The sequence below is a fragment of the Amycolatopsis sp. La24 genome (assembly GCF_029087445.1).
GTDB lineage: Bacteria > Actinomycetota > Actinomycetes > Mycobacteriales > Pseudonocardiaceae > Amycolatopsis > Amycolatopsis nivea.
This window is the reverse complement of record NZ_JARACH010000016.1, coordinates 1-14053: the sequence shown is the minus strand read 5'-3', so window position 1 is coordinate 14053 and position 14053 is coordinate 1. Positions and strand designations below refer to the sequence as shown.

General features: G+C 69.4%; 13 protein-coding genes and 2 pseudogenes. 2 read left to right on the top strand and 13 right to left on the bottom strand.

Going from position 1 to position 14053, the window contains the following annotated elements:
- Positions 1–41: 41 nt before the first annotated feature.
- Positions 42–413 carry a hypothetical protein gene (locus tag PUT80_RS17320; RefSeq protein ID WP_343076887.1) on the top strand — a complete coding sequence of 124 codons (372 nt, stop codon included), beginning with the start codon at positions 42–44 and terminating at the stop codon, positions 411–413.
- A 32-nt stretch (positions 414–445) separates the two neighbouring features.
- Positions 446–856, top strand: coding sequence for a DUF4383 domain-containing protein (locus PUT80_RS17315; protein WP_275292826.1), 411 nt, complete (start codon positions 446–448; stop codon positions 854–856).
- On the opposite strand, the pseudogene PUT80_RS17310 reads toward PUT80_RS17315, so the two are convergent.
- From PUT80_RS17310 to PUT80_RS17250, 13 genes and pseudogenes are all read right to left on the bottom strand, one after another.
- A pseudogene (locus PUT80_RS17310) lies at positions 853–1053 on the bottom strand (SDR family oxidoreductase); the annotation flags it as partial. The gene PUT80_RS17315 and the pseudogene PUT80_RS17310 sit on opposite strands and share 4 nt — an antisense overlap.
- Positions 1054–1061: 8 nt before the next feature.
- A pseudogene (locus tag PUT80_RS17305) lies at positions 1062–1670 on the bottom strand (biotin carboxylase); the annotation flags it as partial.
- 3 nt (positions 1671–1673) lie between these two features.
- Complete coding sequence (locus PUT80_RS17300) at positions 1674–2234, bottom strand: hemerythrin domain-containing protein (RefSeq protein ID WP_275292825.1); 561 nt, start codon at positions 2232–2234, stop codon at positions 1674–1676.
- A 185-nt stretch (positions 2235–2419) separates the two neighbouring features.
- Positions 2420–3184 (bottom strand): Asp/Glu racemase, encoded by a 765-nt coding sequence (locus PUT80_RS17295; protein WP_275292824.1) that lies wholly within the window; start codon positions 3182–3184, stop codon positions 2420–2422.
- A complete protein-coding gene (locus PUT80_RS17290) occupies positions 3181–4227 on the bottom strand; it encodes a leucyl aminopeptidase (protein WP_037813170.1) in 1047 nt (348 codons plus the stop codon). Before PUT80_RS17290 ends, PUT80_RS17295 begins: the two co-directional genes overlap by 4 nt.
- Positions 4228–4284: 57 nt before the next feature.
- Complete coding sequence (locus tag PUT80_RS17285; RefSeq protein WP_275292823.1) at positions 4285–5127, bottom strand: alpha/beta hydrolase; 843 nt, start codon at positions 5125–5127, stop codon at positions 4285–4287.
- Between the two features lie 10 nt (positions 5128–5137).
- Entirely contained in the window at positions 5138–5797 is a 660-nt protein-coding gene (locus PUT80_RS17280; RefSeq protein WP_275292822.1) for an isochorismatase family protein, read from the bottom strand.
- Positions 5784–6437 carry an SRPBCC family protein gene (locus PUT80_RS17275; protein WP_275292821.1) on the bottom strand — a complete coding sequence of 218 codons (654 nt, stop codon included), beginning with the start codon at positions 6435–6437 and terminating at the stop codon, positions 5784–5786. Before PUT80_RS17275 ends, PUT80_RS17280 begins: the two co-directional genes overlap by 14 nt.
- Positions 6434–6940: a (2Fe-2S)-binding protein gene (locus PUT80_RS17270; protein WP_037813174.1), complete on the bottom strand. Its 507-nt coding sequence runs from the start codon at positions 6938–6940 to the stop codon at positions 6434–6436. The genes PUT80_RS17275 and PUT80_RS17270 overlap by 4 nt, the downstream gene beginning before the upstream one ends.
- Entirely contained in the window at positions 6937–9327 is a 2391-nt protein-coding gene (locus PUT80_RS17265; protein WP_275292820.1) for a xanthine dehydrogenase family protein molybdopterin-binding subunit, read from the bottom strand. The genes PUT80_RS17270 and PUT80_RS17265 overlap by 4 nt, the downstream gene beginning before the upstream one ends.
- The gene (locus PUT80_RS17260) at positions 9324–10202 is read right to left on the bottom strand and encodes an FAD binding domain-containing protein (RefSeq protein ID WP_275292819.1); all 879 of its coding nucleotides are present in this window, start codon (positions 10200–10202) and stop codon (positions 9324–9326) included. The genes PUT80_RS17265 and PUT80_RS17260 overlap by 4 nt, the downstream gene beginning before the upstream one ends.
- Positions 10203–10227: 25 nt before the next feature.
- Positions 10228–11622: an MFS transporter gene (locus PUT80_RS17255; RefSeq protein ID WP_037813179.1), complete on the bottom strand. Its 1395-nt coding sequence runs from the start codon at positions 11620–11622 to the stop codon at positions 10228–10230.
- A 42-nt stretch (positions 11623–11664) separates the two neighbouring features.
- The gene (locus PUT80_RS17250; protein ID WP_275292818.1) at positions 11665–12933 is read right to left on the bottom strand and encodes an FAD-dependent monooxygenase; all 1269 of its coding nucleotides are present in this window, start codon (positions 12931–12933) and stop codon (positions 11665–11667) included.
- Positions 12934–14053: the final 1120 nt, after the last annotated feature.

The following is a 14053-nucleotide window of genomic DNA, read 5'->3' as shown; positions in this document are numbered from 1 at the left end:
CGCGGGTACCCGGACGGAAAGCGCCGCAGCGAGGAGGGAGCATGATGCCCGACAGCGATCCGGCCGAGCCCGAAACGCTCGACCAGTCCGAGTCCCTCGACGAGGACGAACTGCGGGTCGACCCGCTGGAGGCCGGGGTCGAACCGCCGGAGCGCTGGAGCCCGGCGACCCGGCAGGCCACGACGCCCGCCGAGGCGCGCGAAGGCGAACCGCTCGGGAACCGGCTCGCCGAGGAACGCCCGGACGTCCAGCCGGTGCCGAACCCGCCCGACGACGAGACGCTCGCCCGTGCGGAGGCGTCCAGGGCCGCGGCCCCGGACGAGGACCTCCCGCAGCGCCGCGCGGATCCGGATCCGGCCGAACAGGCGGACGAGGCAGGCGGTTCCGTCGCGAAGTCCCTCCGCGAGGAGTGACCGGGCGCGACCGGCCGCGGAAAGGAGTCCCCATGCCGACGGTCACCACCCGTTCCCGGGCGCGGCCGGTCGTCGCCGTGCTCGGGCTGGTCTACCTGGTCCTCGGCATCGCCGGGTTCTTCGTGCCGGAAACCGCGCACGCCGGGCACGACACCACCCGCGTGGTCTGGCTGTTCAGTTCCAGCACGGTGCTGAACATCGTCCACACCGCACTCGGTTTGCTCGGGATTTTGGCCGCACGCAAGCTTTCCGGAGCCGTCGCGTACTGCTGGGTGCTGTTCGTGGCGTTCACCGGGCTCACCGCGTACGGGATACTGGCGACGGCCTTCAGCACCGCACGCGACGACCCGGTGAACCTCAACTGGGCGGACAACTGGCTGCACGGGCTGACCGCGCTCGTCGCCTTGGCCGTCGCGCTCAGCGGCAGCCGCGAACGGGCTTAGGGGCGCCGCCAGCTGTGGTCCGGGAACGCCGTTCCGGCCTGCGCGCCCATGTGCATCAGCCCGCCGTCGACCACCAATGAAGCGCCCGTGATGTATCCCGCCGCGGGGGTGGCCAGGAAAGCCACCGCCGCGGCGACTTCGCGGGCGTGCCCGGGGCGGCCCAAGGGAATTCCCGGACGCTCCTGGTCGCGCGGGTCGATGCCGGTTCGGATTCGGCCAGGCACGCGGCCCCGCCGACCTCGGCGATTTCCGGCGGCAGATCGACCTGGCGCAACACGTCCTCGAACGGGTCCCCGACCCGTCCGACACCCTCCCGCAGTTCCTCGACGGCGTCCGCGAAGCCCTGCATGTCCCGCACGTGAAACGCCAGTTCCGACGAGAACCCCTTGACCGGTTTGAGCCACATCGGGAAGTCCACCCCCGCCGGCGGCCGCGGCTCCCCGTCCAGGTCGACGATGCCGAACGGCGGCAGTTCGTCGATCACCTTCCGCTGTTCGAGCCTGCTCCAGTACTTGTGCTCGCATTTGAGCACCGCGGGGAGCGGCACGTGCGGGAGGCCGCGTTCCTCGCACAGCAGCGGCGCCATGGTGGCGGCCGGGAAGTCCCAATAGGTCACGATCGCGGCGGGGTCGCCGTCGAAATCGTCCAGCTGCTGGCGGGCCTTCTTCATCAGGTCCGGGAAGTCGATCTCGCCGTGCTGCAGCTCGTCCGGGCTGAGCAACGGGCGGAACCGCAGCCCGGCCGCGGACGGGAGTCTTTTCAGGATGCGCTCGTTCTCCTCGTCAAGACCGAGCACGAACACGTCGTCAGTCATGGTTCAGCTCTTCCGTCCCGTCAGCGCGTCGCGGATCTTGTCGACGAACGCCGCTCCCGGCGCGAGGACCAGATTCGCAGGCGGCTTGCTCGGCGCGTGCGGATGCGGCCTGGTCGGCGCGATCTTCTTCGCCGCCAGCACCCACTCGCCCAGCTGGTCCAGCTCCTCGGCCGAACACGCCTCGCGCAGCCGCGGGAGCAGGTCGTTCTCCTCGTCCTTGATGTGGTGGCGGACGTCGGCGATGAGCTTGCCGAGCAGCTCCTCGTACTCCGGTTCGCCGGGATTCTTGCGCTCGAGCTCCTTCATCACCTTCTCGGCCTCGGCGTGCTCCTCGATCTCGTGGTCGGCGATCTCGTCGCCGTTGTCGAGGTGCTTGCGCGCGGCCGGGTACATGAGCTGCTCTTCGGCGACCGAATGCCGGACCAGCTCGGCGATCACGTGGTCGACCACGTCTTTCCGGTTCCCCGCCTCGGGTTCGCTCTCGAGCTCGGCGAACACCCGCTCGACGTCGCGGTGGTCGTCGGTGATCACGGTGATCAGGTCGGTTCGGGTGGGTGCGGCCATGCTGCCTCCTCGGGTGTCGGGAACCCACCGGTTACCCGTTGCGCCGCACGGCAACCACCCGAAGCCGAACTGCCCCGCCGACCTGGCCGCTCCCCAGCGCCGCGAGACGGTGCGTGAGGGGAACCCTGAGGGAATCAGATTCCCTCAGGGTTCCCCTCACGCACCTCTGCGCCAACCCGCGCGGACTAGGCGGCAGCTGTCACCTTCCCGCTCAGCAAATGCCCCGCCCCCGGCACCTCCGGCCGCACCCCCAGTTCGCTGAGGATCCGGAACGTCGTGGCCGTGGCCGCCGACAGCACCGGGATCCCCACCGCGTCCTGGACCGGCTGGATCGACGGCAGCGAAGGCATCTGCACGCACGCCGACAGCACCAGCGCGTCCGCCCGGGACAGGTCCAGTTTCCGGTAGTGCGCCAGAAGATCCGCCGGGTCCAGCCGCGCCACCGCCAGGTTGTCGGGCACCTCCAGCGAGAGCGAGTCGACCACCTCGACGCCCGCGTCCTCCAAGTACTCGACAACAGCCTGCGTCAGCGGCTTCAGATACGGCGTCACGATCGCGACCCGCTTCGCCTCCAGAGCGGCGATCCCGGACAACAGCGCGCCCGCCGACGAGACCACCGGCGCGTCCGAACCTTCCGCGCGCAACGCCGAGGCGATCGAATCCTCCGCGGTGCAGTGATAACCCGGCCCCTGCGCCATGATCGCGACCAGGCAGGCAGTCGCGACGACGTCCGGTCGCGCGTCGGCCAGTTCAGTCGCCGCGCGCTCCGCTTGGGCGTTCATCGCACGCAACTGCTCCGGCGTCACGTGCTGCATCCGCGCGCGGGCGGAGTGGAAGACGAACCGGTCCTCCGGGTACCGCTCCTCCCGGGCGCGCAGCATCCGCGGCAGCTCGGTTTCCATGGTCAGGTTGGAACTCGGGACGATCATCCCGATGTGGTGGTCGGTCATCGCTTCGCCGCCGGGCGCATGTCCTTCACGGTCAGCTCGCCCGCGTCGACGATCAGCTCGTCGTCGAGGTACAGGCTGTTGCCGCGCATCGGGATATCGAAGTGGCAGGCCGTGTCGTTCGGTCCGCCGAGTTCGTTGTTCGGACCGATCGAGAACATCACGTTGCCGTAGAAGCTGCGCAGCTCCATGCCCATGCCGCCGGGGAACTGGGTCAGGCCGTGCCAGTGCGCCCGCTCGTCGAGGCCCCAGCCGACGTGCGACATGCCGTAGCCGCGCGGGTCGTGGAAGGACTCGATGTAGCTGCGCAGCAGGTCGGCGTCGAGGCCGGACGAACCCGCACCGCCGCGGATGTCCTGGATGAAGCCCTTTTCGATGGTCAGTTCGACCGGCGTCTGCACGTAGGTGTTGAACGGCAGCAGCACGTCGCCGGGCGCGAGCACGATTTTGCCGTCCACGCCGTCGTCGGAACCGCCGGTGAAGACGAACGCCGCGGGCCAGTGGTCCCAGCGGCCGGGCTGGTCGGTGTAGCCGTACTCGCTCATCGTCGGGTACACGCCCAGCTGGTAGGTGACGTCCGTCCCGTGCGGGCTGGTGATCCGCATGGTCTTGGCCTTGGCCAGCAGTTCCGCGCCGATCTCGACGCGCTCGCGCAATTCCTTCGTCGGCATCAGCCGGGCCAGCAGCTCCGGCGGCTCGACCGCGGTGAGGATCCGGGTCCCGGCGGCCTGGATCGCGAACTGCTCCTCGCTGAACAGCAGGAACGTGCAGTCCACGACCATGTCCGCGGCCTTGAGCGCGTCCACCGCGAGCGGCAGCTGGTCGAGACCGGACTGCCCGACCGCCCACGCGCCGGACGCGTTCGCCGGCGACGGCAGCCGCATGTGGTAGGTCGCCGCGCCGAGCTGCTGGGCGGCCCAGAGGAAGGCGTCCGCGTACTCGGCGCGCTCGGCGCCGCGGGTCAGCACGACGACCGTCTCGCCCTCGTGCACGCCGGAAAAAGTCAGCTGGCGCAAGCAGATGTCGTTGAACAGGTTCTGGTCCATGGCGACCTCCTTGATTGTCCGAATACGGATTATCCGAGTACGAAAAACACACCGGGGTCAGCGGGCGAGCAGGTCTTTCAACGCCGAACGCAGCGCCTGCAGGGCGGGCCGCGGTTCGTCCCAGAAGATCATGTGCCCGGCGTTTTCGACGCCGGCGAGCGGATGCTTCGATTTCTCCAGCACCGCGACGTCCGCTGCGGTCACCACCGGGCTTTCCGCGCCGTACAGCAGCACGGCGGGTCCCGGGAGATTTTCCCACAGCGGAAGGAATTCCTCGGATTCGAAACCCTCGTGCGTCGCCGCGATGGCCGTCCGAGAGCACGACGCGAGCCAGCGGGCGCGCAGTTCCTGTTCCCGGCGCGGCCAGCGCGGCCACGACGCGGCGACCTCGTCCGCGCTGGTCCCCCGCTGCGCTTGGTCCAATTGGGACTCGAAGACCGCCAGCGAGGTCGGGTACGGGCGGCCGGGGCCGCTCATCGGCGGGTCGGCGAGGACGGTGCCCGCGATCCCGCCGGACAGCGCGGCTTTCGCCGCGATCCGCGCGCCCATCGAGTGGCCGAACAGCAGCGGCGCGGACAGGTTCAGCTGGTCGACGACCGCTTCGACGTCGGCGGCGTACGCATCGAGGGCATAGCTCGACCCGTCGTCGGACAGGCCGCGGCCGCGGACGTCGAGCACCAGCGGACGGACGAGGTCGGTCAGCTCGCGCGCGACGAAGTCCATGGTGATCGCCGGGCTGGTGATCCCGGGCAGCACCACGAGCGGGACGCCCTCGGCGGGGCCGTAGTCGAGGACGTGCAGCCGGACGGAACCGGACCGCACCCAGACGCTGGCCGCCGGGACGTCCGCCAGGTCGGCGAGCGCGGGCTGGGTCAGCACCCGGTCGGAAACAGAAGACATTCGGGAACTCCTAGCGGGCCTTGGCGAGCAGCTCGACGCCCTCGCCCAGGCCGATCACGTCGGCGTACTTGGCTTGCAGGTCGAAGAGAGCGGCGTCGTGCGGTCCCCGCGCGCGGTCGCCGCAGGCTTCGCGGACGACGAGGGTGTTGAAGCCGGATTGGACCGCGTCGACCGCCGTGGCCCGGACGCACCCCGAGGTCGTCGCGCCGCAGACGAGCACGGTGTCCGCGCCAAGGCCGGTGAGCAGCGCGGCGAGGCTCGTTCCGTGGAAGGCGGACGCGCCCTTCTTGACGATCAGGTGATCGGTGTCGTGCCGTTCCAGCCGGGGATCGAGCGCGACCTCGGCGCTTCCGTCGCGCAGGCTCCGCATGCCGGGAGCCTTGCGCAGCCACGCGATCGCGTCGCCGTCGGCCTCCGCGGGGGTGTAGCTGATCGCGGTGTAGACGACCGGGGCTCCGCTCTCGTGGGCGGCCCGGACCAGCGCGTCAGCGGCTTCCACTTCGGCGGAAAGGTCTGCGCCGGAAGGGAATTCCGGTTCGGTGAAGCCGCGGGTCAGGTCGACCACGACCAGCACCGGCGCGGTTCCCCGCGGCACCGCGGCTCCGAACCCCGCGCGGACGTAGGTCTGGTCGGTCTCGGTGCCGTGCAGTCCGTTCTCAGGCGCGTTCACGCAGCAGCTCCTTGATCAGTTTGTGCTGCGACCGGACCCGGCCGAGCAGCCAGCCCTGGAACAGCCCGAGTGCGCCCGCCGCGACGATCGGGAGATAGCGCTTAGCGTTGGGCGGCAACAGCATCGCCAGTCCGTCGAGCGAATCCGAGGCCGGCGCGGTGGCGGCCGATGGTGCCGCCGGAGCCGGTGCGGTGCCGCCGTTCTCCAGCAGCGCACCGAGATTCTGCGCGAACTGCTGCAGGATCCGGTTCGACACCGTGCTGATCGCGCCCTTGCCGAACTGCGCGATCTTGCCCCGCACCACCAGATCCGTGTGCAGGTTCAGCGCCGAACCCTTCGGACCCGGCACCAGGGTCAGCGTGACGTCCGCTTCGGCGTCGCCGTTGCCGTGGCTGTCCGCGCCCCGGGCCGACAGCCGCAGCCGGCGCTCGCCCTCGGCGATTTCGGTGAACCGGACCTTGCCCGCGTACGCGGCGCTGACCGGGCCGACCTTGAACTTGACCTTGCCGAGATACGACTCGCCGTCCCGGCCCTCCAGCACCGCGCCGGGCAGGCAGCCCGCGACCCGCTCGACGTCGTTGAGCAGCGCGAACACCGTGTCCGGATCGCCGGGAAGGTCAAGGGTGTTCTCGAGAATCATCGGACCGCGTCCTCTTTCCTGCCGGATCCGGCGCACCGCCGCGCGGCGGTCGCCTCGATCGCGTCCACAATGGTCTGGTATCCGGTGCAGCGGCACAGATTCGACGACACCGTCTCCCGGATCTCCTCGCGCGTCGGCGACGGTTCCTGGGCGAGGAATCCCTCGGCGAGCATGAGGAAACCGGGCGTGCAGAAGCCGCACTGCAGGCCGTGGTGCTCCGAAAACGCCTGCTGCAGATCGTTCGGCTCCTCCGGGGTGCCGAGGTCCTCGACGGTCCGGATCGCGCAGCCTTCCGCCTGCACGGCGTACATCAGGCAGGCGCGCACCGGTTCGCCGTCGACCAGGATCGTGCACGCCCCGCACACGCCGTGCTCGCAGCCGACGTGCGTGCCGGTGAGGCCCACGTCGTGCCGGAGCACGTCGAGCAGCGTCCACCGCGGTTCGACGAGCAGTTCGTGCTCCTCGCCGTTGACGGTCAGGACGATCAGCTGTTTGTCGGTCATGCGCCGGTACCCGCTTTCTCCCGGTCGGCCGCGGCGAGCGCGGCGAGGACGGCCTCGGGGTGGACCGGGGTCTGCTCCAGCTGGACCCCGGTGTGCCAGAGAAGGTCGTTGACCGCGTTCAGCACGGCGGCGGGGGCGCCGATCGTGCCACCCTCCCCGGCCCCCTTCGCGCCGCTTTCGGTGAAAGCGCACGGGGTTTCGAGGTGGTCGACGGTGATGTCGGGAATCTCCGCGGCGGTCGGGACGAGGTAGTCGATGAAGCTCGCCGCCGACGGTTCGCCGTTCTCGGCGTAGGTGACCTCCTCGAACAGCGCGCCGGCGATGCCTTGCGCGATCCCGCCGCGCGCCTGGCCGTCGACCACCTTCGGGTTGATCACCACGCCGCAGTCCTCGACACAGGCGTAACGGAGGATTTTCACCTGTCCGGTGCCCGGGTCGGCCTCGACCACCACCGCGTGGGTCGCGTTCGAGAACGTGCCGTCGCCGGGGACGTCGAACGCCGCGGTGGCGGTGAGTGTCGGCTCGGCTTCCTTGGGCAGCAGGTGGCTGCGCAGGTACGCGACGTCGGCGATCTCCTCGAACGAAAGCCGCTGGCTGGGGTCGTCGAGCTGGATGACTCCCCCGTCGCCGTCGAGGCCGACGTTCTCGACGCGGGTGTCCATCAGGTGCGCCGCGATGACGCAGAGCTGCTCGCCCAGCCGGGTCGCCGCCGTCGCCACCGCCGAACCGCCGATCGTCACCGACCGGGACGCGAAAGTGCCCCAGCCGTAGGAAATCCGTTCGGTGTCGCCTTGCCGCAGCTTGACCTTGGCGAGGTCGACCCCAAGCCGTTCCGCGACGATCTGCGCGAACGTCGTTTCGTGGGACTGCCCGTGGTTGATCGTGCCGCTCGTGACGACGACCGAACCGGTGAGGTCCATCCGGATCTCGCTCACGTCGAATCCGGGTACGACGGTCATCTTCCGCTTCGCGAACGCCTCGGAGCCGTAGCCGGTGCGCTCGGAAAAGCAGCTGTAGCCGATGCCGATGTGCGGATTCTTCTCGCGCAGGTCGTACCAGCCCTCGTCGCGGAGGATCTTCTCGCCCAGCTCCAGCGATTCGAGATAGCTGCCGGGGTCGTAGGTCACCTTGTTGATGCCGGTGTACGGGAACTCGGTGATCACGTTGCGGCGGCGGATTTCCACCGGGTCAAGACCGAGCTTGCGCGCGGCCAGGTCCATGATCCGCTCCATCACCATGACGTACTGCGGACGGCTCACCCCGCGGTACGGCGCGGTCGGCGCCTTGTTGCTGGTGATCGCCCTCGCCCGCACGCGGTAGGCCGGAACCCGGTACACCGACGGCATTTCCGCCGCCGCCATCAACGGTTCGATGCCGACGGTGAACGGATAACACGAGTACGCGCCCATGTCGCACACGATGTCGGATTCCAGTGCGGTCAACTCGCCGTCCGGAGTGAACGCCGCACGCGTGCGGTATCGCTGTTCGCGGGCGAGGAACCCGGACGCGAGCGCTTCGCTGCGGTCCTCGATCCACTTGACCGGACGCCGCAAGCGCTTCGCCGCCGCCGCGACAGCGATTTCCTCGCGCCCCACAACGCATTTCTGCCCGAAGCCGCCGCCCATGTCCGGGACCACGACGCGCACCGAACGCTCCGGAATCCGCAGCGAACGCGCCAGCACGGTCCGGACCTGGTGCGGCACCTGGCTGCACGTCTGGACGAGAAGCTGCTCGTCGCGGTCGTCCCAGGACGCCACCGCGCCGCGCGTCTCCAGCGGCAGCGCGTTCTGCCGGCCGCTGCGGGTGACAAGCTCGATCACGCACCCGTCCGCGAACGCTTCGTCCACGCCCGGGGTGTCGAACGCCGTGACGTCGAGCAGCACGTTGCTCGGCGCGTCCTCGTGCACCAGCGGCGCGTCCTCGGCGAGCGCGGTCTCCTCGGAAACGACGGCGTCGAGGACCTCGTAACTCACCTGCGCGGCCTCGATGCCGTCCTCGACCGCGTACGGATCCTTCGCGATGACCAGCGCGATCGGCTCGCCGACGAATCGCACCTTGCCGCGCGCGAGGATCGGCATCGTGGTCGGGGTGAACTCCTCGGGCGGACGGTCCAGCAGCGCGACCATGTCGCCGAGCTGGAGGTCTTCCGCCGAATACGCGGCTACGACACCGGCCACCTCGCGGGTGGCGCCGAGGTCGAGTTCGGTGATCTTGCCGTGCGCGACGGTCGCGCGCACGAACCCGGCGTGCAGCATGCCGTGGAGGTGAATGTCGTCCACGAACCGCCCCCGGCCGGTGACCAGCCGCGGATCCTCGCGACGCCGCACGGACGCGCCGATCCACTTGCCGCCCCGGCCGTCGAAGCGGGGTTCTTCGGATGCCCTCACCGGTCTCCCCTCTCCCATGCCTGGCCCAAACTCCGCGCCACCAACGTCCTCGTCAGCGCCCGCCGGTAATCCGCGCTGCCTTGCGCGTCGCTGCGCGGATCGATCGCCTCCGCCGCCGCCCGGCCGCACTCAGCGAACAACTCCGGCCCCGGCTCGCCTCCCGCCAGCACCGCCTCGGCTTCCGGAACCCGCAACGGCGCTGGCGCGACGCCACCGAGCACCACCCTTCCGCCTGCCAAGGAACCGTCCTGGCGAGGTTCGAGCGTCACCGCCGCCGCGACCGTCGCGAAATCCCCGGCACGCCGGGAAAACTCGGTCAAAGCGGCCTTCGGAGCCGCCCGGGTGAACCGGACCTCGGTGACGACCTCGTCCGCCTCCACCGCGGTCGCGTAGAAGCCGTAGAACATCTCCCCGGCCGGGATCTCGCGGCGGCCGTTCGGTCCTTCGGCGACGATCACTGCGTCCAGCAGCAGCGCGAGCATGCACCACTCCGCGGTGGCGTCGCCGTGCACGAGACTCCCGCCGACCGTGCCGCGCGACCGGATCGGCAGGTGCCCGACGTACCGCATCGCCTCCGCCAGCACGGCGAACCCCGGGCTGAGCTGAGCCACCTCGACCTGACGGTGCGTCGTCATCGCGCCGATGCGGAGCGTCGAACCCGCGTGGACGATGTCGGTCATCCCCGGCAGGTCCCGCAGCCGCCCGAGGTCGACCAGGTCGCTCGGGCGGGCCAGGCGGAAGCTCATCATCGGCATCAGGCTCTGCCCGCCCGCGATCGCTTTCGGCTCCCGCCCTTGCCCGGCGAGGTCGGAAAGCAGGCCGACGGCGTCGGCGACGTCGTGCGCCCGATGGTAGGCGAACGCGGCGGGCTTCATGCGATTCCCTTTCTGCTGCGGCGGATCAGACTGCGTCCAGTTCGGACTGGTGCGGCTCCGGCGCGGTCTCGTCGTCGATCCGGTCCAGCTCCCGGCCCCGGGTTTCCGGCGCGCAGAAGACCATGAACACCACGGCTCCGACGACGAGCAGGCCGAGCAGCGTGAACGTCAGCGGAAGCCCGAGCACCGGCCACAGCACGCTCCCGAACAGCAGCGGCGCGAACCCGGTGACCGCCCGGCTGGACGACGATGCCCAGCCGAAGCCCGACGCGCGCAGCTCCGTGGGGTACAGCTCGGACACGAAGGCGTACATCACCGGGATGACGATGAGCGAGAACAGCCCGAACGCGCCGATCGCCACGACCGCGGCTCCCGCCGACCCGAGCACCAGCGAGAAAATCACCAGCGTGACCGCAGCGAGCGGCCCGGCCGCGGCGATGACCCGCTTGCGGCCGATGCGGTCCACGAGCAACACCGCCACCACGACGCCGACGATACCGAGCGCGTTCATCAAAGTGGTCGAAGCGAACGCGGCGATCTCCCCGAAGCCCTGCGCCTTGAGGATCGACGGCATCCAGCTCAGCGCGGCGTAGTACACCAGCATCACGGTGATGAACAGCGCCCACGCGACCCCGGTGACCTTCGGGTTGTACGCCCAGACCCGCCGCAGCTGGTCGACGGCCGCGAACACCCCGCCGCCGCGCTTGTCTTCCTGAACCGCCGGCGGAATCCGGTACGGCTCCTTCGGCGCGCCGGTGCGCTCGACGAGGTCGTCGATGACCAGCCGGGCTTCCGCCTCGCGCCCCTTGCGCACCAGGTACAACGGCGATTCCGGCACCCCGCGCCGCGCCCAGAACAACAGCACCGCCGGGAGAATCATCAGCACCAGCATCCACCGCCAGTTCCCGGAAACCGGGACCAGCAGCGTCGCGGACGCCCCCGCCAGCGTCGTGCCGACCGGCCACCACCCGTCCATCGCGGACAGCACGCGGCCGCGTTGCTTGCGCGGCGAAAACTCGCTGACAATGGCGTAGTCCACCGGAATGCAGCCGCCCAGCCCGACTCCGGCGAGGAACCGCAGCAGCAGGAACACCTCGATATTCGGCGACAACGCGGCGAATACCGAGAAGAACGCGAACAACAGCAAGGTAATGCTGAACGCCCGCTTCCGCCCGATCCGGTCCGCGACCGTCCCCCAGGCGACCGCCCCCACCGCCATGCCGATCAGATTGGCGGTGGCGACAAACCCCCGCTGGGTCGCCGACAGCCCGAATTCCGTGCCCACCAGCGGGGTGAGGAATCCGTTCAGCGCGACGTCCCAGGCGTCGAACATGTAGCCGAGCCCGCCGATGAGGAAGATCTTGCCCTGGACGCGCCAGCGCCACGGCAAGTCTTGGACCACCTGGTCTCCGGTACGCATAGCCTTTGCTCCTTTGCGAAGTCTGCGTGTGCCGTTTTCGTGCTATCGGGCGAACTGGTAGTGAATCGATTCGTTGTCGGGGTCGTTGAGCGGAGTTCCGTTCCACAGCCAGTCGTAGGACACATCGGACTCGCCGTCGAAACTCCGCAGTTTTTCGTCGCGCTCGCGTTGCGCCGGACCGTCCGGCAAGTGGTAAAAACTCATATTCTGCAAAGAGGCGTCCTGCACCATCCCCGCGTGCTTGGCCCGCCGGTGCACATACCGGGTCAACGCGGTGTCGATCCCGTCGCGCGTCGCCTGCCCGAGCTCCTCGGCAAGGACTGCCCCGTCCTCCATCGCCTGCGACGCCCCTTGCGCCTGGTACGGAAGCATTGCGTGGCAAGCATCTCCGAGCAACGCGACGCGCCCGTCCACCCACACCGGATCGCGACGCCGCCGGTACATCGCCCAGACGGAGACGTCGTCCTTGGCCTTCGACAGCATCATCGGCACCCGGTCGTCCCAATCGGAATACTCGGCCGCAAGCTGCTCCGCACTGGCCGGCGCACTCCAGTTCTTCTCGACTTCCTCGGTGCACGGCACGATCGCCACCACGTTCAGATACTCGCCGCCGCGGATCATGTAATGCACGAGATGCTTGTCCGGCCCATACCAAATCGTAGAATGGTAACGATCGACCAGGAACCGAGTAGCCGGATCCGCCGCGATCGAATCCCCGGGAATCAACGCCCGGTACGCCATCTCGCCGGAAAACGCGAGCGTGTCGTCAAATCCCGCGAGATCCCTTACCGCAGAACGAATCCCGTCCGCCCCGACGACGACGTCTCCTTCAAATCGCCGACCGTCCTCGGTAATGACCGCAGGCCGCTCCGGATTCCCCCGGTCAAGATCCACGACCTTCGCCGCGGTAGCCACCTTCACCACCGGCCCCGCCCCGTCCGGGTCGATGCACGCCCGCAGCAGAACGGAATGCAGATCCGCCCGATGGTAGTGCCAGTAAGGCGCCCCGTACTTGTCCACGACCCGCTGCCCGAGCGGCAACTGCGCGATAATGCTGCCGTCGGCCCACCGCCGCCGAACCTGATCCTGCGGCTCGCACCGAACCCGCTGCAGTTCGGCCCGCAACCCCAACCCGATCAGGATCCGGCTGGCATTGGGCGCAGTCTGAATCCCGGCCCCGATCTCCCCCAGCTGCGGCGCCGCTTCGACCACCGTGACCCGCAACCCGCGCTGCCGCAACGACAAGGCAGCACACAGCCCGCCCAACCCGCCGCCGGCGACCACTACCTCGAAAGACTGACTCGCCGCCACCTGCCGACCTCCTACCCGCTAGCCGCCTCCGGCTCACCTAGCCCCGGACGCGGTTAATCCGAACACGGATTATCCGAACACGCAATAGTCTGCGGGGAATTTGCTGGCAGGGAGGCGCTTTCAGCCGCGCAGGGTGGCGGCGCAGTCACCGAACGAGGCAATGCTGCGGTTCCCGGGGCGGTGCGGCGGGGCAGCGGGGCGATGCAGTGCGGCGGGGCGGGGCGGCGGTACGTGAGGGCCACCCTCACAGCCGCTGATTCCCTCAGGGGTCCCCTCACGACCCGCTGTTGCCTGCGAGGGTCCCTTCGCGGGCCCGGCTTGCCTGAAGGGACCCTTCACGACCCTCCGCCGCCACGAGGGGTCCATTCACAGCGCACCTTCCCCCAAGGTCCCCTTCGCGACCCTCCACCGCCCGCAAGAGGTCCATTTGCAGGCTCGCCCACCGGGGTCCTCCCCCGATCCGCCGCCACAATGCGCACCCAATGTGGCGTTCGGTGCGTCAGACGCACCCAATGCCACATTGGGGATTCCAGCAGCAGGCAAGGACTCTCACCCCACCGACGAAACCCGCCACGCGAGGCCGCGGTCCGTGAAGGGCTCCTTGAGGGAATCTGATTCCCTCAAGGAGCCCTTCACGGACTTCCAGAGGCGCAAAGCCCGCCTCGCCGCCAGCGCCCCACCCGCCCTGACGAGCACCGTTGCAGCACCCCGCCTGCCGCCCTACCGAGAAGACCTCATTGGGCCACAACCCACGCTGCGAGCCCAACGCGACCAACCACCCGGCCACGCGCACCTCCAGCCGCAACGCGCGCACCCACCCACCGCGCTACCGAGAAACCTCATTGGGCGAAGGCACCACCCGCGCACCCAACGCGACCAACCACCCAAGCCGCCCGCACCCCCAACCGCGACGCGCGCACCCAACCAGCCACGCACACCCCTCAAACCGCAGCCCGCGCACCCCACCAGCCACCCACCACCAAACCGCAGCCAGCGCACCCAACGATCGAGGCACCCAGCCCCTCCCCCGCACCCCGATACGAAGCTCATCTGCGGTTCGGGGGTGCTTGTCAAGGCATCTTTCCCGCCTTGACAAGCACCCCCGAACCGTCAGCACAAT

Bases quoted from the DNA above. Each gene is read 5' to 3' on its own strand.
- PUT80_RS17320 (WP_343076887.1), top strand. From the start codon at position 42: ATGATGCCCGACAGCGATCCGGCCGAGCCCGAAACGCTCGACCAGTCC.
- PUT80_RS17315 (WP_275292826.1), top strand. From the start codon at position 446: ATGCCGACGGTCACCACCCGTTCCCGGGCGCGGCCGGTCGTCGCCGTG.
- PUT80_RS17300 (WP_275292825.1), bottom strand. From the start codon at position 2,234: ATGGCCGCACCCACCCGAACCGACCTGATCACCGTGATCACCGACGAC.
- PUT80_RS17295 (WP_275292824.1), bottom strand. From the start codon at position 3,184: ATGACCGACCACCACATCGGGATGATCGTCCCGAGTTCCAACCTGACC.
- PUT80_RS17290 (WP_037813170.1), bottom strand. From the start codon at position 4,227: ATGGACCAGAACCTGTTCAACGACATCTGCTTGCGCCAGCTGACTTTT.
- PUT80_RS17285 (WP_275292823.1), bottom strand. From the start codon at position 5,127: ATGTCTTCTGTTTCCGACCGGGTGCTGACCCAGCCCGCGCTCGCCGAC.
- PUT80_RS17275 (WP_275292821.1), bottom strand. From the start codon at position 6,437: ATGATTCTCGAGAACACCCTTGACCTTCCCGGCGATCCGGACACGGTG.
- PUT80_RS17270 (WP_037813174.1), bottom strand. From the start codon at position 6,940: ATGACCGACAAACAGCTGATCGTCCTGACCGTCAACGGCGAGGAGCAC.
- PUT80_RS17260 (WP_275292819.1), bottom strand. From the start codon at position 10,202: ATGAAGCCCGCCGCGTTCGCCTACCATCGGGCGCACGACGTCGCCGAC.
- PUT80_RS17255 (WP_037813179.1), bottom strand. From the start codon at position 11,622: ATGCGTACCGGAGACCAGGTGGTCCAAGACTTGCCGTGGCGCTGGCGC.